At 59.9% G+C, this 19,545-nt stretch carries 16 protein-coding genes and 1 tRNA gene; 8 read left to right on the top strand and 9 right to left on the bottom strand.

Annotated features, from left to right (window positions below; translation table 11 throughout):
- Positions 1–64: 64 nt before the first annotated feature.
- The 3 genes from BSU04_RS24550 to BSU04_RS24540 form a co-directional block, all read right to left on the bottom strand.
- Positions 65–439, bottom strand: a complete 375-nt coding sequence (locus BSU04_RS24550) for a hypothetical protein (RefSeq protein WP_144021337.1) — start codon at positions 437–439, stop codon at positions 65–67.
- A gap of 83 nt (positions 440–522) precedes the next feature.
- The gene (locus BSU04_RS24545) at positions 523–1,290 is read right to left on the bottom strand and encodes a hypothetical protein (RefSeq protein ID WP_089163009.1); all 768 of its coding nucleotides are present in this window, start codon (positions 1,288–1,290) and stop codon (positions 523–525) included.
- 5 nt (positions 1,291–1,295) lie between these two features.
- Positions 1,296–2,426 (bottom strand): CAP domain-containing protein, encoded by a 1,131-nt coding sequence (locus tag BSU04_RS24540; RefSeq protein ID WP_256983271.1) that lies wholly within the window; start codon positions 2,424–2,426, stop codon positions 1,296–1,298.
- 177 nt (positions 2,427–2,603) lie between these two features.
- Here BSU04_RS24540 and BSU04_RS24535 point away from each other — a divergent pair, with 177 nt between their 5' ends.
- The 3 genes from BSU04_RS24535 to BSU04_RS24525 all read left to right on the top strand — a co-directional run bounded on the left by BSU04_RS24535 (position 2,604) and on the right by BSU04_RS24525 (position 6,411).
- Positions 2,604–3,074, top strand: a complete 471-nt coding sequence (locus BSU04_RS24535) for a helix-turn-helix domain-containing protein (RefSeq protein ID WP_089163008.1) — start codon at positions 2,604–2,606, stop codon at positions 3,072–3,074.
- Positions 3,075–3,362: 288 nt separating this feature from the next.
- On the top strand, positions 3,363–4,391 hold the full coding sequence (locus BSU04_RS24530; RefSeq protein WP_089163007.1) for a helix-turn-helix domain-containing protein: 1,029 nt from the start codon (positions 3,363–3,365) through the stop codon (positions 4,389–4,391).
- A gap of 127 nt (positions 4,392–4,518) precedes the next feature.
- Positions 4,519–6,411, top strand: coding sequence for a DUF262 domain-containing protein (locus BSU04_RS24525; protein WP_089163006.1), 1,893 nt, complete (start codon positions 4,519–4,521; stop codon positions 6,409–6,411).
- A 176-nt stretch (positions 6,412–6,587) separates the two neighbouring features.
- Here the strand turns inward: BSU04_RS24525 and BSU04_RS47890 are convergent, their stop codons facing one another.
- The 6 genes from BSU04_RS47890 to BSU04_RS24495 form a co-directional block, all read right to left on the bottom strand.
- Positions 6,588–6,920: an abortive infection family protein gene (locus BSU04_RS47890; protein ID WP_256983270.1), complete on the bottom strand. Its 333-nt coding sequence runs from the start codon at positions 6,918–6,920 to the stop codon at positions 6,588–6,590.
- A gap of 549 nt (positions 6,921–7,469) precedes the next feature.
- Complete coding sequence (locus BSU04_RS24515) at positions 7,470–8,807, bottom strand: site-specific integrase (RefSeq protein ID WP_089163004.1); 1,338 nt, start codon at positions 8,805–8,807, stop codon at positions 7,470–7,472.
- A gap of 82 nt (positions 8,808–8,889) precedes the next feature.
- Positions 8,890–8,966 (bottom strand) — tRNA-Met (locus tag BSU04_RS24510).
- A 121-nt stretch (positions 8,967–9,087) separates the two neighbouring features.
- Positions 9,088–10,746 carry an MFS transporter gene (locus BSU04_RS24505; RefSeq protein WP_089163003.1) on the bottom strand — a complete coding sequence of 553 codons (1,659 nt, stop codon included), beginning with the start codon at positions 10,744–10,746 and terminating at the stop codon, positions 9,088–9,090.
- A gap of 227 nt (positions 10,747–10,973) precedes the next feature.
- The gene (locus BSU04_RS24500) at positions 10,974–12,551 is read right to left on the bottom strand and encodes a sensor histidine kinase (protein WP_089163002.1); all 1,578 of its coding nucleotides are present in this window, start codon (positions 12,549–12,551) and stop codon (positions 10,974–10,976) included.
- Between the two features lie 24 nt (positions 12,552–12,575).
- On the bottom strand, positions 12,576–13,319 hold the full coding sequence (locus BSU04_RS24495; protein ID WP_089163084.1) for a response regulator: 744 nt from the start codon (positions 13,317–13,319) through the stop codon (positions 12,576–12,578).
- Positions 13,320–13,546: 227 nt separating this feature from the next.
- On the opposite strand from BSU04_RS24495, the gene recA reads away from it, so the two are divergent.
- The 5 genes from recA (at position 13,547) to sucD (ending at position 19,539) form a co-directional block, all read left to right on the top strand.
- Positions 13,547–14,623 carry a recombinase RecA gene (gene recA, locus BSU04_RS24490; RefSeq protein ID WP_089163001.1) on the top strand — a complete coding sequence of 359 codons (1,077 nt, stop codon included), beginning with the start codon at positions 13,547–13,549 and terminating at the stop codon, positions 14,621–14,623.
- 16 nt (positions 14,624–14,639) lie between these two features.
- Positions 14,640–16,253 (top strand): recombination regulator RecX, encoded by a 1,614-nt coding sequence (gene recX / locus BSU04_RS24485; RefSeq protein WP_256983269.1) that lies wholly within the window; start codon positions 14,640–14,642, stop codon positions 16,251–16,253.
- Between the two features lie 218 nt (positions 16,254–16,471).
- Complete coding sequence (locus BSU04_RS24480; RefSeq protein WP_089163000.1) at positions 16,472–17,149, top strand: DUF2889 domain-containing protein; 678 nt, start codon at positions 16,472–16,474, stop codon at positions 17,147–17,149.
- A 189-nt stretch (positions 17,150–17,338) separates the two neighbouring features.
- A complete protein-coding gene (gene sucC, locus BSU04_RS24475; RefSeq protein ID WP_306427222.1) occupies positions 17,339–18,520 on the top strand; it encodes an ADP-forming succinate--CoA ligase subunit beta in 1,182 nt (393 codons plus the stop codon).
- A 137-nt stretch (positions 18,521–18,657) separates the two neighbouring features.
- The gene (sucD, locus tag BSU04_RS24470) at positions 18,658–19,539 is read left to right on the top strand and encodes a succinate--CoA ligase subunit alpha (RefSeq protein ID WP_031359567.1); all 882 of its coding nucleotides are present in this window, start codon (positions 18,658–18,660) and stop codon (positions 19,537–19,539) included.
- Positions 19,540–19,545 lie beyond the last annotated feature (6 nt).

The following is a 19,545-nucleotide window of genomic DNA, read 5'->3' as shown; positions in this document are numbered from 1 at the left end:
GGTGGTTGGCCCAAGGGCCGTTGCAGAAAAACATTCGGCGGCGACCGATCGCCGCCGGAAAGAATCAGCTTTTCGGATCGCTGGCGAGCCAGCCGTCGGAGCCTTTGAGCATTCGAATCTGTCCGGCGCCGCCCTTGCCCTCGACGTCGCACAGATAGGCCTTTTCCCCGTCGGACTTGCAGCCGATGAGCTTCATCGCTTGGACCTCTTCGTGGCGCTCCGCCGCCTGGCGGTCGAAAAACGCGTTTTTGCCGGCGATTTGCCGGGCCTGCTCCAAGCCAGCGTCTACTTGCTTGGACAAGGCCGCGCGCACGTCGCTTTCGCTGGGCGAGCCGCCGCAGGCCGCGAGCGACAAAGACGCGAGGGCGGCGACGAAGAAGGCGCGGGGCGCTGGCCAGAGGCGTGCGCCTTCCGGCCGCATTTCAAATGAAGCGTTCATGCGTGGGTCCTTTGACCGAGATTCGATCGGTTTGCGGTTTGCGCTGGTGGCGCCGGCGCGGCCAAGCGCGTTGTTTGGCGAAGTCATCGGGAGGCCTCGTCCGGCGCGGCCGCCGCGGCGAGCGTGTGCCCAATGAGCTGGAGGGTCGTGGCGGTGACCGGGCCTTTCAGCGGCATGTCCTGATATTCGATTTTCACGATCCGGCCGACAGCGGGCGCATACCAGTCGTGTTCGATCGTGAGCCCAGAGCCCTGGCTCGCGCCCATCCCCGACCACGCCACTCTCTGCTCGATCCGGAAGGCGTCGAACTCGCCCGCCGGAACCTTGACGCGCTCCGCCGCGACAACTGAACTTGTCCGGTCGCATTTGGCCGTCCAGGAGCCAGACCGCACGACATAGGTCGTCGACCACCGGACGCCGACCGCCATCGGGAATTTCAAGCGGCCGTCGCTGGGCTCATAGCGCGTGGCGGGCGTCTGGACGAGATTGGAGTCCGAGTCGAGACGGAAGCGGCCGCCCCGGTCGTTCACGAAGGTCGCGGAGCCCTGCGCCGCGGTCTCGACGGTTTGCGAGTAATGCTCGTTGAGGCGGGGCTCCAAGAAGTTTTCGTAAGCGAATTCCCAGCGCTCGCCCACGGCGAACACAGGGGCTTGGGCTTGCGTGAGCGGTTGGGGCGATGGGTCGGGCAAGAGGGCCTCGGCGTGGGCGTTGTATGAGAGGGCGGCACCCGCGATCGCGGCGCAGAGGCGCGCCGCGGCGAGGGGCCAAGCGAAAGCCGAAGCGTTGGCCGCCCCGTGGAGCGCTGAGCGCATCAAGGGTTTGCTTTCGAGTGAAGTCGGCGTCAGGCGCATCGCGGTCAATCCACGAAGCGGCGGACCGCGGGGGCGCTGGCCGGGATCGCGGACTTCGCCGTCGCGGCCGCGGCCGGTTGCGTGGTGAACGACCAGCTCACGGCGAAGGCTTGCGGGCTGGGGATCGTGGTGTTCGTGAGCGAGCCCGTGACCGAGACGTTGTAAGCCGTCGACGCGAGCAAAGGCTTGAACGGCACACACAGCGCGAGGCGCGTCGCCTCGGAATTGTTCGAGTTGTCGACCTCTTGGCAAGGCACGGCGGCGCCGGTCGGGTCCGTGATCTTGAAAACGACGTTCGAAAACGACGCGTTTCCGGCCCCCGAGAGCGTGATCGGATAGCCGACCATCTGCCCCGTGTAGCTTTGAGGGGCCGCCGCCAGCGGGTCCGGAGATTCGATATCGAGCCACGCGGCTTTGGCGTTCGCTTGGCCGGGAAAGGGATAAGCGATCAGTTGGTTGTCAGGGACAATAGCCTTGTAGTCGGCGAAGTCGACGGTCAGCACCGAGAATTTCGTCGGGTCCGTGGTTTGGGCCACTCCGACGCCCGCGAAAACGAAGTCGAAAACCATGATGCCGCGGTGAAACGGAGCGTCGAAAAGGTCTTCGATGGGCTCCGTCGACGCGGGAAACGCTCCCGTTCGCCCCGCGACGATTTCGCCTACGGAGTTGGTCGGATACAGCGCCGTCACGCGATCTGCGGGCGTCGCGCCCGTGAAGCCGGGCGTCCCGGCCGTCTCGTAGTGCCCCGGCGCGTTGTTCGTTTGGGAGTAAAGCGAATGGTTCGTGGCCGCTTGCGCGACGGCCGCTTGGAAAGCGACCTGCGGCAATCCGAGCTGGGCGCGCTTGGCGTTCGTGTAGCCCAGCGAGTCGTTGATGATGTCGCCGGTCGGCAAATAGTCGGAGACAGCGGCGCCCGGCGCCGGGAACAACGAGATGGCCGCCGCGGCCGCCGTTGAGCTTGCCCCCGAAGCCGGGGTCGCGCTCGCCCCGGAAGCCGGAGAGGCGCCGCTTGCGCCGGAGGCCGGAGCCGCGGCCCCCGCAGAGGGTGATGAGCCGCCTCCGCCCCCGCAGGCTGACAAAGCCAAAGAGAGCGATGCGGCGGCTGCCATGGCCGAACGTTGGATGGCTGAATTCATTGTTGTGTTTCCTCGTTGCGCGTTGCATCCCGCCGATCTCTTGGCCGTCGATGATGTTTTGCGTCATTAAAAATGATTTATGGCGTCGTTATATTAACGTCAGACGTTAATTCTTGGGTCACGGCCAGCGTGAAAATGTCGGCTCGCGTCGTTTTTATGTGACGCAAGGGAGACGACATGAAAGCCGTGGGGGTGGTCCCCGAAGAGTTGATTCGCCAAGTGGGGATGGCGATTGCGGGGCAGCGCAAAGCCGCGGGCTTCACGCAAGCGCGCGTCGCGGACGCGATCGGCTTGGAGAAGGAAACGGTTTCCCGGATCGAAAACGGCGTGATCGCGCCCACGATTCATCGGTTGGGCCAATTCGCCGAGCTTTTCAGTTGCCCGCTGAGCGCCTTGCTTGGCGATTACCGGGGCGGCGCAGGCGAAGACGCCGGGGCCATCGCAGCGCAGATCGGCGACCTTCCTCGCGACGATCGGCGCGCGATATTGCGAATCATCACGGACGTGGCCGCGATCGCGCGGGAGCGCGAAATTCTGCGGACGCGCGTCGACGCAGCCGGGAAACGCGAGGCGGAGCGAGAACGCGCCGAAATTGAAGCGGCGGTTTCCGCCGCGCCTCGGCGGCCTCGCGCTCGCCAGAAGTTGTGACCGCCGGCGGCAGCGCGGCTCGCGCGCTCCCAATCCGGGCCGGCTAGCGCGCATGTCCTCGCGCTCGATTCCTTTGGCCATTCTTTCCCCCTCTATTGTTTGATTTTTCGCGCGGTTTTCGCGCTCCCCGTTCATAGGCTTAATCATCGGCAAAACGCGATTGGCTCTTCGGTCGGCGTGTTCCGGTTTTATGGTCGTTTCGTCCAAGCGGCCAAATTTGTTGCAGGCGTTTAATGCAAACGGGGGGATGCATGGCTAACATTCGGGAAACCCGACAAAGAGCCACGCATGCCGCCGCCCCTGAGATTCGACAGCGCTTTGATGAACGCGAACGACGCTGAGGAGATTTGGCGAGAAGCCTTGCGGCCGATGTATGAGTTGAGGAGGCCGCGAGAGGCGGCGCTCTCGGCGAAAATCAAGACGTGGGACTTTGGGGCCATGCTGCTCACCAACCACGTGGTCGAAGGCGAAGTCCAATTCCACAGAACTCGGAAAAAGATCGCGACGTCAGGCCTCGATCAATACCTTGTCCATTGCTTGATCGCGGGCGAACTCACGTCGGAGTTCGCGCAAGGCCAGCAGAAAGTCCCCTTGAATTCGATCGCGATCCGCGACATGGCGGTGGAGAACGTGGGCTTCGCGGTCGACGCGCCGATGCTGACGTTGAGCGTGTCTCGCGCGGCGCTCGATCGGCGATTGCCTGAGGGCGCAAGGCTTCATGGCGCGAGTTGGGAGGCGAGCGATCTGATCGGCGCGATGGTGGCCACGCATTTGCAGACGCTCGCGCGCTTGGCGACGGGCATGAGCGCCGAACAAACCTATCTCGCGGCGGACGCGACCTTGGACTTGTTGGCTGCATGCCTTCTCCCGAAAGCGCAGCCGGGCGTGAAGCAAAGCGATCCACGGCTTTCGCCAATGCTGCGCGCGCAGGCAAGCTCCTACATTGAGCGGCATTTGCTGGATGCGGACCTTGGCCCCGCCGCGCTGTGCAAGGTTCTGAAAATATCGAGGACGGCGCTTTATGGCCTGTTCGCCGAGTCGGGGGGAGTCGCCAAGCGCGTCAGAGACCGCAGGCTCGATGAAGCCCTCAGAAGGCTGACCGCACCAAGGCACGCGCGTGAGCGGATCGCGGAGATAAGCTATTCGGTTGGCTTCGTCAGCGAAACCACCTTCAACCGGTCATTCAAAGAGCGGTTTGGCTGCACGCCCTCGGAAGCGCGAGGGGAGTTGTTGGTCAAAGCGGCCGGAAAGGTCGAGCAAATGCCGGAGGACCTTGTCGAGGCGCATCAGAGGAAAATAAAAAGGCTGAGCGCGTGATTTGATCGAATCAGAGTCTCTGAACACAGGCGCATCCGCGAGATTGATCGGCAGACAAGCGATAATCAGGCGGGCCCCGCAGAGCATCGAATGCCTGCGGCGAAATCAAGAACGATAAAAAGGACGCATGCAAGCCAACCCACGCTCCCTCGACGAGTTGTTCAACTCGCAACTGCGGTATGTCGTGCCAATGTTTCAGCGGCTATATGTCTGGGAACAGGTCCCTCAATGGGAAACCTTGTGGGAAGACATTGTCGAGAAAACTTCGCTGCAACTGAAAGGCGTCAAAACAAATCCCCATTACTTGGGCGCGTTGATCGTCGAAGGCGTTCGCCCGGACTCTCCGCGAGAAGTGAAACGGTTTCTCGTGATTGACGGCCAGCAGCGATTGACGACACTGCAATTGCTCTTGTGCGCGTATCGCGATTTCGCGAGAGCCAGCGAATGGAAGTCGCTCGACAGGACGGTATCTCGATATTTGGAAAACGCCGACCCTGACGTCATGGAGCGCCCCGAAGAGGAGGAGTTCAAGCTCTGGCCGTCGATGCTCAACCGCGACTTTTTCCGGAACATCATCAAGGCCGGAAGCCTCGCTGCCGTCGAAACCCGCTATCCCCTGGTCAAGTTGCCTTACAAGCGCAAGTTCGAGCCACGAAGCAATCTCGTGGGCGCGTATGTTTACTTTTATCGAAGCATCGCCGCATGGGTGGCGGCAAACGCCGAAGAGACGCATAAGAGCCCCGAGGAGATCGCTTTCGCGTTGTTGCAGTCTCTCCAACGCGATTTCTGCGTCGTCGAGATCGCGCTCTCCGAAGGGGACGACTCCCAAGAGATTTTCTACTCCCTAAATTCGCAGGGACGGCCGTTGTCTCAATCCGATCTTTTGCGAAGCCTGATATTCATGCGCGCGGAGAAGCAGAAGGTCGACAGGGACGAAATTTTCAAGACTTATTGGAGCCAGTTCGAGACGGATTTTTGGAGCACGGAGGTCAAGCGGGGCGGCCGAACCTATTCAAGGCTCGACCTGGGATTACGGTTTTTCTTGATGGCGAAGACCGGCCAAATGGTTGATGCGCGACGCGTGAACGAAGAATATCGGAATTGGATCACCGCCACGCCTTCGCTCTATCCGTCCGTGAAGGAGGAGTTGGCCGACTTCACGCTGCACGGAGCGGTCTACCGACGATATGAGTCAGCCGCGCCGGCCGCCTTGCAAAGCACAGATTTCAGCCGAGTCTTGATCGACTTCGATGTGTCCACGGCATTGCCGCTTATCCTTTATTTGGAGTTGGACGCGGGGCTTGATGAGCAACAGAACACCGATTGCCTGCTGCTTTTGGAGTCATTTCTCGCCCGTCGTTTGTTCGTGGGGTTGGAGACCAAGGAATACAACATCTTTTTCGTCGAGGTTATCAACGCGCTTCGCGGCTTGCCGCCCAGCGACGTTCACGCGGCGTTGCAGGCAAAGTTCGCGGCTGGCCGCGGCGCCACCCGGCATTGGCCGACCGACAACGAGGTGTTGGAGTCGGCGATCACGCGCAAAGTCGGATCAGAGCTCAAACCCCCAGCTTTGAGGGTGATTTTGGAGCGATTGGAGATTCACTTCCGATCGAAAAAGACGGAGGGTCTCGACGTTCAAACCAATCTGCAAATCGAGCATGTCTTGCCCCAGTCATGGGCGGCGCATTGGCCACTGAACGGCGTCTCGATTCCCGCGAATGTCGTCTCGATGCCGTTTTTGGCGAAAGACGAGTTCGAGGAGCACGCGGAGGGCATCCGCGCTCGCAACCAACGTTTGCAAACGCTGGGAAATCTCACGCTGCTGAACAAATACCTGAATCCGGCGGCCAGCAACGGGCCGCTCGATCTGAAACGGGTCGAATACAAAAACTCGGTTCTTCGGTTGAACCGTCATTTCGACTCGCTGACGATCTGGGATGAGGAGGCGATAGAGGCGAGAGGGAAACTGCTGGGGGAGGCGCTCTGCAAAATTTGGCCTCTTGGGATATCCAGCGTTTAGAGACCATGCTTCCGCGTCTGCTCACCAAGAGATCGGCAAGGGTGAATCCGATCCAAGTCAGATTGCGGTTCATGGCTGTTTCGCGGATTTCCCCATGCGCGGACAGGCGAGCGGCCATTCTGAGCAGGGGCGCGCAACGGTCGTTTGTGAAAATGACGTCGGCCAGGCCTATTGCGTCATTTCGTTCGCGCCACGAGTTTGGAAAGCAAATAAGCCGAGACGCAGCCTGCGACTTCGATCGCGGCCTTCCCCTCTTCGTCGCGGACGTTGGGGACCCAAGGTCTGCCGTGGCCGCTGCCTTCTTTGTTGCGCAGGCGATTGGCCGCGCAGGCCGCTTCGAACAGCGCGCGTTCCAATGGTTTCGCCGCAGACTCGCCGTGAGACGGAGGCTGTTCGGGCACCGCTAGGCCAAGTTCAATAAACGCCGTTCCGAGCAACGCGCGAAAATTGGCGTGGACAAGGTAGGCGCCGCGGGTCGACATCATGACGTGCGCCGCGGTGGCTTCCATAAGGTCCTTTCCGGTCCCGGCGAGGAGAGCCGCGTCTTGCGAGCTCCTCTGCGCGCGGGCGGCATAGCGGGTGAGCGCTTGGGTTAGCGCCACCCCCTTCAAGGACGACAGAACCGTTGTCTCAACCGTCCCATCTACGGTGAGCAAAAATCCTTCGGTCGCGAACGCTGCCTTGACGTTCGCGATTGCCTCCGCGCCCGCATAATGCGCCGAATCGGGCCTGAATCCCCCGCACGCTCTGATTTTCGACAAAAGGGCGTGGGCCAGGCGGCTCCCGGCTTCTTCTTGGTCCGTCATTGCGGCGTGAAGGATGGCTCGAACTCGCTTGGCCTTGCCAACGGTTTGGCCTTGCTGTTTGGGATCAAACGCCGAAAGGCCGGCTTGATCGACGCAAAACTCGATGTCTGCATGAGACGGCTCGCGATAATCTCGCCCGGCAGTCTTGGCTTTTGAGTCGTCGATTAATTGGCAAATGACTGCCACTATCGCTTCGTTCATAGGGAGGAGCATGCGTTCATTGCCCTGGATTTGATCGCCGTTGCTATTTTTTCAAAAGGCCAAGGGCGCTTGAAGGTCGAACAGATCGATTGTTTGTTTCAGTTCTGCGAGAGTCTTGTCGTGTTGGTAGTTTGTGAAGTGCGGGCTGCTGAAATCCACCTTGGCTTGATCGTAGTGGCCGACCAGCGCCATCAACATCGCGGGATGCACGTTCCGAGCGGACATGCGGGCGATGAAAGTGTGCCGGAAGCTGTGAAAAACCTTGCGGTCGTCGCTTATCAACCGTTCGTCAAGATAATCGGCGAATCGCCGCGTGACATTTTTGCCATAGCCGTTTTTTCCGGATTTGAGCTCAGGGAAAAGCTGGGTCGCTCCGCTTTCCTTGACGCTATCGACGTAAGCAAGAAACGAGGATTCGACGATCGCGCGGTGAAGCGGGATGCGGCGCTGCGAATTCGCGTTTTTCGCTTTCGTAATTTCAAAAAACCAAATGTCGCCATCTTGCTGAACTTGATTCAAAGCAAGGCTTGCAAGCTCTTCAAGGCGCGCCCCCGAATACAAGGCCAAGAAGGGCAGCCATTTGTAAGCAGGCTTGTCCATTCGCAAGGCGTACGCCTCGGGCGAAAATATGGTTTTGAGATCGTCGGCGGAAAAGGGTTTATACGACCGTTTCTGCTGTTCGAGTTTGGATTTGGAAGAAACCTTGGCGTTTTCAAAAGGATTGGGCCCGAGGTGCTGGCCATTCGCCACGGCGTATCCGAACAAATCTCGAAGATAGGAAAGCTTCGAATTGATACGGCTTGCGCTTCCGCCATTTTCGATGAGTTGGTTTTTATAGCCAATCGCGTCGTCGAGCGAATAAGCGTCCATCGAGCGCTCGCCTGCGGTTTTCGCAAAGTCGTCGAAGGCGCCCTGCTTGGCGGTGAGAGTTCGCGCGGTGTTGTCGAGGGCCTTTTCTTTCTTGTAAAGCTTAACGACGTCCGCGAATGGCTTCGCGCTTCGTTTCTTGGCGTCGTCGGCCGCGCGCTGCGACGCCATCGCCGCGAGCGTTTCGGGCGCCAGAATCGGGAAGTGGAGCGGGGCGGCGGTTTCAAAACGAGCTCCAAAGAGCTCTTTCGCGCGGCGGACGTCTTCGTCGCTGTTGAGATCTTTGATTTGCGTGCCGTCCGGAAGGATCACGTCGAAAGGTTTAATCGCGTCGACATTTAAGTCGAAATCAGTGATCTTCGGGCGGCCCATCGCAATCTCCAGATTAAAGGCGAGCGCGTAGATTCTAGCTTGGCGGAAGTCTTTGGTGCGCAGCGATTTTTTGGCCTCGCGGCCGTCGCGAATGATGCGGAGATAGAAGACGCCGAAGCGGTTTGTGTAGAGATGCGGCAGTCGGTTCATGAGAGATGGCTCACAAACTGGCTCACCGGCGCCAAAAGCAAAAAGCCCGCAACTCGTTAGAGTGCGGGCCTCACGCTTGATTTGGTGGCGAATCAGGGATTCGAACCCCGGACCTGCGGATTATGATTCCGTCGCTCTAACCGGCTGAGCTAATTCGCCAAGAGATCGAGATTATGAAGAGGGTTGCGCAGCCTGTCAACCCCTTCCCAGCTGATTCCTAGAGACAAAGTAGCCCAGAAAGCGATCACCCCACAACCGGTCCCCGAATCCCCCAAAACCCTCAATCCGAGTCATAAACCGCCGTCCCGCGTGTCTCCTTAACAAACAGCATCCCGATCACGAACGCCGCCAGCGCGATCACAATCGGATACCACAGCCCCGAGAAAATATTCCCCTTCGCGGCCACGATAGCGAACGCCGTCGCCGGCAAGAACCCGCCGAACCAGCCATTGCCAATGTGATAAGGCAGCGACATCGACGTGTACCGGATCCGCGCCGGGAACATCTCGACGAGCATTGCGGCGATAGGCCCATAAACCATCGTCACGAAGATCATCATGATGGTCAGGATCACAATAGCCATCGTCCAGTTGATCAGCGCCGGATCGGCCTTCGCCGGATAACCCGCCGACTTCAGCGTGCCAGCCAGTTTCTTGTCGAACGCAGCGCCCTGGGCCTTGGCATCGGCAGCCTTGCCGTCATACGTGTCCACCACGGCGTCGCCCACCTTGACTTGCGCGATCGTCCCGGCCGGTGCGGCTACGTTCTCGTAGTTCAAACCCGCCTTCGACAACGCGCTCTTGGCAATATCGCAGGAGCTCGTGAACTTCGATGTCCCCACCGGATTGAACTGGAACGAACACTCGTCCGGATTGGCAATCACGCTGATCGGCGCCTTCAAGGTCGCGGCTTCCAGCGTCGGATTCGTGTAGTGAGCCAGCGCGTGGAAGAGCGGAAAGTACGACAGCGCGGCAATCAGGCACCCGGCCATGATGATCGGCTTGCGCCCGATCTTGTCCGAGAGCGACCCGAAGAACAGGAAGAACGGCGTCCCGATCAACAACGCCACCGCCACCATGATGTTGGCGCTGGTGCCATCAACCTTCAGCGTCTGCGTCAGGAAAAACAGCGTGTAGAACTGGCCCGTGTACCAAACAACGGCCTGTCCCATCGTGAGCCCGAACAGCGCGAGCAGCACGATCTTGAGGTTTTTCCACTGCCCGAACGCTTCGGTCAGCGGCGCTTTCGACGTCTTGCCTTCCGCCTTGATACGCTCGAACACCGGCGATTCGTGCAGTTTCAACCGAATCCACACGGACACAGCGAGCAGCAGGATCGACACCAGGAACGGTACACGCCAGCCCCACGCGCCGAACGTTTCCTCACCGACAGAACTCCGTACCAGCAAGATCACGATCAGCGAGATGAAAAGCCCAAGCGTAGCCGTCGTCTGGATCCACGCTGTCCATGCGCCGCGCTTGTTGGCAGGCGCATGTTCCGCCACGTAAGTCGCCGCGCCTCCATATTCCCCGCCGAGCGCGAGCCCTTGCAGCAGCCGCATCGCAATGAAAAGCACAGGCGCGGCTATCCCGATCGTGCCGTACCCAGGCAGCAGCCCGACCACGAACGTGGATAGACCCATGATCACAATGGTCACGAGGAAGGTGTACTTGCGCCCGACCATATCGCCGAGACGCCCGAACACAATCGCGCCGAACGGCCGCACGGCAAATCCTGCCGCGAAGCCGAGCAAGGTGAAGATGAAGGCGGCTGTCGGATTGACGCCAGAGAAGAACGTCCTGCTTATATAGATAGCAAGCGAGCCCGCCAGATAAAAGTCATACCACTCGAACACCGTGCCTAGCGATGACGCGAAAATCACGCGCCGTTCTTCGCTCGTCATCGGTGCGTGGGAAATGCGCCCCTCGACCGTTGCCATGAAGTCGTCTCCTGTATTGATCTTTGAATGGCATCTGCGGATAGCAGCGCCGTGCACCGATTATTGGAGGGAAAACTTACGGCGTTCTGACGTGGAGGGGGAGGTCGCTAAAGTACTTTCTTATCTTCTGATTGATCTAAATTCTTCCAACATGCTTTCTTTTATCTCTATAAGTTGGCTAACATCCGTCTAAATTGCATCGTGAAAAAATACCGGACAACCTTCGATCAGGGTTTGTCCCGGGCAGGATAAACCCGCTTCAAGCCCACTCGGACAAGCGTTCCGGCTTGCCGGGGCGCTTCGCCGTACACGTGATCGTCAATATCGAGCGTGCCGCCATGCATCATCGCGATCTCCCGGACGATCGCAAGACCGAGTCCGCTGCCATCGCCTTCGCGCCCAAGAATGCGATAGAACCTCTCCACCACACGCGTGCGTTCCGCTTCAGGAATGCCCAATCCTGTGTCTTCCACTTCGAGAAAGACGTGCCGCGTGTCGGACTCGTCAGCACGCACGCGGACCGTGATCCGGCCGCCGGGCGGGGTGTAACGAATGGCGTTATCGATAAGATTCGACAGCATTTCGCGCAACATCACGGCATTGCCTTCAACCTCGACCGGATGCGACGGCTCCTCATATCCAATGTCCATCCGTTTCGCCAACGCCGCCTGCACCCAGTCGCGCACGGCGAGCCGCGCGAGATCGGTCAACTCCACGCGCGCGAAAATCTGCCCCGACATCCGGTTCTCCGCCCGAGCCAGCGCGAGCAGTTGCGTCACAAGCCGCGCCGCGTGCTCGGAACTTGTCGCAATCTGTTCAAGCGAGCGCTGCACTTCCGCCGATACATCCTGCCGCAACGCCAGCTCTGCCTGCGTCCTCAAGCCCGCGAGCGGCGTTTTCATCTGATGCGCGGCGTCGGCTATGAACCGCTTTTGCAACTGCATGTTCTGCTCGAGCCGGTTGAGCAGATCGTTGAACGACGCCACCAACGGCGCGATTTCCGGCGGCGCGCGGCTGGCTTCGAGCGGTGAAAGATCGTCGGGACGCCGGGCGCGGATATTCGCTTGCAGCGCATGCAGCGGCGCGAGCCCGCGCGACAACCCGAACCAGACCAGCACGATAGCCAGCGGCAAGATCACGAACTGCGGCAGGATCACGCCCTTGATGATGTCGTTGGCCAACTGGCTGCGTTTATCGAGCGTCTCGGCCACCTGAACCAGCACCGGATGCGCGAGCGTTGGCGCTTCCACCGTCGTATAAGCGACGCGAATGTCGTTGCCGCGCAGCACGTCGTCGCGAAACTCCACGATGCCGGGCTGTGGCCGGTCATCGTCGTGAGGCAAGGGCATGTCGGCGTCGCCACCTACCAGTTCGCCTCGCGTTCCCAGCACCTGGAAAAACACGCTGTCCACGTTATCCGCGCGCAGGAAGTCACGGGTGGCGTTCGGCAGCCGCAATTCCGCGACGCCGTTCACGGGCGCAATCTGCCGTGCGAGCACGTACGCATCCGTCTCCAGCGCGCGGTCGAACGGCCCGTTGGCAATCGACTTGGCGACGAGATACGTGACCGCAATACTCATGGGCCACAAAAGCAGCAGCGGCGCGAGCATCCAGTCCAGGATCTCGCCGAATAGCGAACGCGGCGCGGGCTCGCCGTCCGGCTCGAGCTCGTCGGGCGGCGCGAACGGATTCGCGTAACGCGCGTCGCGGGAAGCGTCGGGGTCGGCTTCGGGCAAGTCAGGCGAAAGAGGTGTCAGCTCGCGCAACGCCGGAGCGGCGCGCTCGGGGGACGCTGGCGAGCCCATGGCGTGGTTACTCGTGGTTACTTGTTACTTGTAGTGCGGGCTGGGCGAGACAGGCTCGTCGGCGTTTGCCGGGGAGGGCGGTACAGAAGTGGCCACCGCGGCAACGGCTTTTTCAAGGCTATAGCCTAACCCGCGAACGGTTATGATCCGCGCCCCGCCGGGCTCGATTTTTTTTCTTAGCCGATGGACATAGACTTCGATCGCGTTGTTGCTGACTTCCTCGCCCCACTCGCAAAGGTGGTTGACGAGCTGTTCCTTCGACACCAGCCGGCCAACCCGTTGCAGCAGGACTTCAAGCACGCCGAGTTCGCGCGCGGATAATTCGATGACCTGCTCGTTGATGGACGCGAGGCGCCCGACCTGATCGAACGAAAGCGCGCCATGTTTGACGATCGTGGGGCCGCCGCCCGCGCCGCGCCGGGTGAGGGCGCGCACGCGGGCTTCGAGCTCGTTCAGCGCGAACGGTTTGGCCATGTAGTCGTCGGCGCCGAGGTCGAGGCCCTTGACGCGTTCGTCGACACTGTCGGCGGCCGTCAGGATGAGCACGGGCATCTGGGAGTTGCGGGCTCTGAGGCGTCTCAGGACCTCCAGGCCGGACATCATGGGCAGGCCCAGATCGAGGATCAAAAGGTCGAAAGTTTGGAGCGAAAGCGCGTTGTCCGCGTCCACGCCGTGCCGCACATGGTCCACGGCATAGCCCGATTGGCGGAGTGATCGAATGAGACCGTCCGCGAGTATGCTGTCGTCTTCGGCAATGAGGATTCGCATCGTAGTGTGCGCAAAAGGCATTGCCGGCACCGCAATTCGCCCGGCGCGGCGGTCTCCAGGTGTAGTGGTGTCTCGCATGGGTCGAACGTGGCGTTGAAACTACGCGCTTCGATCGGACTTGCAAAAACACCTGTTTTTTTATACAGTGTCTGCAGCAGTGCGCCCGGCCGGAAAAAAAGTCCCAAGGGCATGCGCCAGACGCCGTTCATCATAGCAAAGGACGATTCATGGAAGATAGCAAGAAAGGCCCGGGCGGGATGTCTGCAGAGAAGAGCAAGGCGCTTGCCGTCGCGCTCGCGCAGATCGAGAAGCAATTCGGCAAGGGGTCGATCATGCGACTCGGCGCTGGCGAAGCCATTGAAGACATTCAAGTGGTCTCGACCGGTTCGCTCGGACTGGATATTGCATTGGGCGTTGGCGGCCTGCCGCGTGGACGCGTAGTGGAAATCTACGGTCCGGAATCGTCGGGCAAGACCACGCTGACGCTGCAAGTGATTGCCGAAATGCAGAAGATCGGCGGCACGGCAGCGTTTATTGACGCGGAACACGCGCTCGACATCGCTTACGCACAAAAGCTCGGCGTGAATGCGTCGGACCTGCTGATCTCGCAGCCGGACACGGGCGAGCAGGCGCTGGAAATCTGCGACGCACTCGTGCGCTCGGGTTCCATCGACATGATCGTGATCGACTCGGTCGCGGCGCTGGTGCCGAAGGCTGAAATCGAAGGCGAAATGGGCGACTCGTTGCCTGGTCTGCAAGCACGTTTGATGTCGCAGGCGCTGCGCAAGCTGACCGGCACGATCAAGCGTACGAACTGCCTGGTGATCTTCATCAACCAGATCCGCATGAAGATTGGCGTGATGTTCGGCAATCCGGAAACCACCACGGGCGGCAATGCGCTGAAGTTCTACGCGTCGGTGCGCCTGGACATTCGCCGTATCGGTTCGATCAAGAAGAACGACGAAGTGATCGGCAACGAAACCCGCGTAAAGGTGGTGAAGAACAAGGTTGCACCGCCGTTCCGCGAAGCCATCTTCGACATTTTGTACGGCGAAGGTATTTCGCGTCAGGGCGAAATCATCGATCTGGGCGTGCAGGCCAAGCTGGTCGACAAGGCAGGCGCCTGGTACAGCTATAACGGCGAACGGATTGGTCAGGGTAAGGACAACGCACGTGAATTCCTGCGTGAGAATCCTGACATGGCGCGTGAAATCGAAAATCGGATTCGCGAATCGCTGGGCGTCAATGCAATGGCCGACTCGGTTGCACCGGGTGTTGCCGAAGTGGCGGATGAAGAAGAATGAGTTTTAGGCGGTAAAGATGATGCGCAAGAGCCGGTTCGGATCGAAGACCGGTCGCGATTCAAATCGTGACGCGGAGCAGGACGTAAATGAAGATCCGGACGGCTCGAAGTCCATAAGCGACGAAGACGAAAGTCCCGACGCAGAGGAAGGAGCCGACCGCTACGAACGAAGCAGCGATCGATACCGCGCAGCAGCAGGCGAACGCGTCGGTGCGGAGGGATCTGCGCCGGCGCGTCGTTCGTTTGGAAACAGCTTCTCGAAGAGTGGCGGGGTTTCTGGCGAGAAGAGCCGAAGCAGTGGGTTTAATAAGGGTGGTGGGTTTTCCAGCGGCAAGAGTGCTGGGAGTAGTAGCAGTGGCAGCAGCTTCGCCAGGAAAAGCAGTTTTGGACGCCCGGGTGGTTCAAGCTTGTCGTCTGGCACCAGCAAGGCTGAGGCGATCGCCGCGAGTCTGCAGGCAACAGGCGATACCACGCAGCCGGACGGCGAGCCGGTGTTCGAACGCTCGAGTGATCGCGCGTATCCGACACGCGGATCGTTTGGCGGTGGTGCGTCGGCCCGGTCATCTTGGAAGAGTGCGTCGGCAGATGCTCCGGCTGAGTACGAGCGATCGAGTGATCGCAGCAAGTTTGGACGTGGTGGATTGTCGGGGCGCAAAGCAATTGGCCAGGGTTCGCGGGGGAAATCCGCACCTCAGCCTGCTGACGGCGACGATGTTTTCGAACGATCTACCGACCGAAAGACCAGCCGTCGCGGTTTGCCGAAGTCTTCAAAACCCGCTGACGAGAACAGCGCCGAAAACGCTGATATTGCGGTTGTGCTTCAAGTTGACCAGCAACAACTTGATCCCGCGGAGCATGATTCGGCCGCCGGATTGGACGCGGTCGACGCCGAGGAACGCTTACAGCGCGCTCGGGCAGTGCTGGAACAGGCACTCGTGCAATCACAGCTCGCGCCGGCAAAAGCTGCCCGGAAATCGCAATCGAAACCCCCGGTTATTTCTCGGGGCATTCAGCGAGACGCAAACATCGAGATAGCCGATCCATTTGAGCCGTTCGAACAGTGCGCGCCATCGGCGGCGGATGCAGTTAGCCAAAGCCAAATCGCCGAACCGGTTTATACGCGTGGCTCTACCGGCCGTGGCAAGTCCTCCGCAACGGGCGATTCCAAGCGAAAGGGGCCGCAATTATCGTTACGCGGCCGTGCGCTGGGTTATTTATCGCGTCGTGAACATAGCCGCGCCGAGTTGTCGCGCAAGCTGACGCCACATCTCGGCGAAGGCGATTCCCTCGATACCTTGCTCGACGCGCTTGAACGGGAAGGGTGGTTATCGAATGAGCGATTTGTCGAAAGCGTTGTTCATCGGCGCGGCACCCGTCTTGGCACAAGCAGGATCGTCAATGAGTTGAAGCGCAACGGTATCGACGAAACGCTGATTCAGGATGCCGGCACTGAGCTGAAAAAAACCGAGCTCACTCGTGCCCGCGAGGTCTGGAGCAAGAAATTCGGCGAACAGCCGGCAACGCCGGCCGAACGTGCGAAACAAGCGCGCTTTCTCGCCACGCGAGGCTTCACTGGCGGCACGATCATGAAAGTGCTGAAGGCGGGCGACGACGAATTTATCGACGAATAGGCGTCGGCGTTATTTTGACGCTACGACCCAACTCCGACGCTGAGCAGAATTCCCCACCACCCGCAGCCGTATCGAAACAAACCCGAAACAAACCCGAAACAAACCGCCGCACAAGCCTCTGCATTGCCCCTCAAGCTTCCCCGTGGCAACTCGGTCCGGCTGAAAATGCCCAGTATGGTAAAATTTGGGGGTTTTCTCATTCCGGCCTTCCTCTGCACATGCCGCTTTCTCCGCCCGTTTCCCGACAGTTGCGCCATCGCCGCGCGATTCGAATGGAAGCGTTTGAGCGTGAAGATGGCTTGTGGGATATCGAAGCCTGTCTAACCGATGAAAAGCCGCGCGACGTCAAACTCGCGGCGGGCGTCCGGCCCAAAGGCCTGCCGATCCATGAACTCTGGCTGCGCATCACCATCGACCGCACGTTCACTATCGTCGACGCCGAAGCGGCTTCCGAGTGGGCTCCGTATACCGGTCTGTGTGCAGCATCGAACCCCGCTTATCGCGCCCTCATCGGTCTCAATCTTGTGCAAAATTTCCGTCGTGAATCCAGCCGTTTGCTCGCCGGAACGGCCGGTTGCACGCACATCACCGAACTCTGCGCCGTATTGCCCACAGCCGCTATCCAGGCATTCGCCGGCGAAGTGTGGAACACCGAAAAGGGCGGCGCGCCCGGCACATCATCAGATAGTTCAGCACGCACCGCTTTCGGAAAAGAAACCGACAAACCCCCATTCCAGCTTGGCCGTTGCAACGCGTTGCGTTTCGATGGCGAAGCCGTTCGGCAATATTATCCGCGCTGGTTCGGTCACGCGCCCCGTGGCGCGGCAGACCGGATAGCGGATCAGGACAACTCCCAAAAGGCCGGAAGCGAAGCGGAGCCGGCTCAGCGAAATTGATCGGAATTAGCCGACCTAAGCGACATTAGCAAGAGCAGGTTCCCAGAACTGGCCGGCCAGGAAACATCAGCATGACTCCGGATGCGCGTACTTTTAACGCCGGAAGCAACGCTGAACGTAATTCAGGTAATCCAAGTAATTCAAGCAACTCATTAATCCACGTAATCGAAGTTCAATCCAACTCTCAGACTGAAGGAATCACGCATGAAGATTCACGAGTACCAGGGAAAGGAAATCCTGCGGAAGTTCGGCGTCGCGGTCCCGCGCGGCAAGCCCGTGTTCTCGGTGGACGATGCGGTCAAGGCCGCTGAAGAGCTGGGCGGCCCGGTATGGGTCGTCAAGGCTCAGATTCACGCTGGCGGTCGCGGTAAGGGCGGCGGCGTGAAGGTTGCAAAGACGCTGGAACAGGTTCGCGAATATTCGAACCAGATCCTCGGCATGCAACTCGTCACGCACCAGACCGGCCCTGAAGGCCAAAAGGTGAACCGCCTGCTGATCGAAGAAGGCGCGGACATCAAGAAGGAACTGTACGTCGGCCTCGTGCTCGACCGCATCACGCAAAAAGTCGTGGTGATGGCATCGAGCGAAGGCGGCATGGACATCGAAGAAGTCGCGGAAAAGACGCCGGAACTGCTGCACAAGTTCGCCGTCGAGCCGTCGACGGGTCTGCTGGACAAAGACGCCGACGACCTCTCGCGCAAGATCGGCATCCCCGAAGGCTCGATCCCGCAAGCCCGCGCGATCCTGCAAGGCCTGTACAAGGCATTCTGGGAAACGGACGCATCGCTGGCCGAGATCAACCCGCTGATCGTCACCGGCGACGGCAAGGTGATTGCACTGGACGCCAAGTTCAACTTCGACGCTAACGCGCTGTTCCGTCATCCGGACATCGTCGCGTATCGCGATATCGACGAAGAAGATCCGGCTGAAGTGGAAGCGTCGAAGTTCGATCTGGCCTACATTTCGCTTGATGGCAACATCGGCTGCCTGGTGAACGGCGCGGGTCTGGCAATGGCCACCATGGACACGATCAAGCTGTTCGGCGGCGAGCCGGCCAACTTCCTCGACGTAGGCGGCGGTGCGACGACCGAGAAGGTCACGGAAGCCTTCAAGATCATGTTGAAGAACCCGAACCTGAAGGCAATCCTCGTGAACATCTTCGGCGGCATCATGCGCTGCGATGTGATCGCGGAAGGCGTGATCGAAGCGTCGAAGGCCGTGTCGCTGAAGGTGCCTCTGGTCGTGCGCATGAAGGGCACGAACGAAGATCTCGGCAAGAAGATGCTGGCGGATTCAGGCTTGCCGATCATCGCGGCCGACAGCATGGAAGAAGCTGCGCAGAAGGTCGTCGCAGCAGCCGAGGGCAAGTAATCCGGGTTGTTTGTTGATTGACAAAACACCGGATTATGAGCGTTCCACCAGATACGAAAGGCGGCGCTTTCCCGCCTGCCGTGCTTTGAAACAAGGCACGCAGGCTAAAAGCGACGTCGACGAACAGAGGTCACACTATGTCGATTCTGATCAACAAAGACACCAAGGTCATCACCCAGGGTATTACCGGCAAGACCGGTCAGTTCCACACCCGCGCTTGCCGCGAGTATGCGAACGGCCGTGAAGCGTACGTGGCGGGCGTGAACCCGAAGCGCGCCGGCGAAGACTTCGAAGGCATTCCCATCTACGCAAGCGTCGCGGAAGCGAAGGCTGAAACGGGTGCAACCGTTTCGGTGATCTACGTGCCGCCGGCTGGCGCCGCTGCTGCAATCTGGGAAGCGGTCGAAGCCGACCTGGATCTCGCGATCTGCATCACGGAAGGCATTCCCGTGCGTGACATGCTCGAGATCAAGGACCGTATGCGTCGCGAAAATCGCAAGACGCTGCTGCTCGGGCCGAATTGCCCGGGCACGATCACGCCGGACGAACTGAAGATCGGCATCATGCCGGGTCATATTCACCGTAAGGGCCGTATCGGCGTGGTGTCGCGTTCGGGCACGCTCACGTACGAAGCAGTCGGTCAGTTGACGGCTATTGGCCTTGGCCAGTCGTCGGCAGTGGGTATTGGCGGCGATCCGATCAACGGTCTGAAGCACATCGACGTCATGAAGATGTTCAACGACGATCCCGACACGGACGCCGTGATCATGATCGGCGAGATCGGTGGCCCGGACGAAGCGAACGCGGCTTACTGGATCAAGGACAACATGAAGAAGCCGGTGGTTGGCTTCATCGCGGGCGTCACGGCTCCGGCCGGCAAGCGCATGGGTCACGCAGGCGCCCTGATTTCGGGTGGTGCGGACACGGCCGATGCCAAGCTGGAAATCATGGAAGCGTGCGGTATCACCGTCACGAAGAACCCGTCGGAAATGGCGCGTCTCTTGAAGGCGATGCTTTAAAATCTT

Source organism: Caballeronia sordidicola, assembly GCF_002220365.1.
Taxonomy (GTDB): domain Bacteria; phylum Pseudomonadota; class Gammaproteobacteria; order Burkholderiales; family Burkholderiaceae; genus Caballeronia; species Caballeronia sordidicola_C.
Note: the sequence above shows the minus strand (reverse complement) of the source record. Positions and strands in the feature narration are given on the sequence as shown.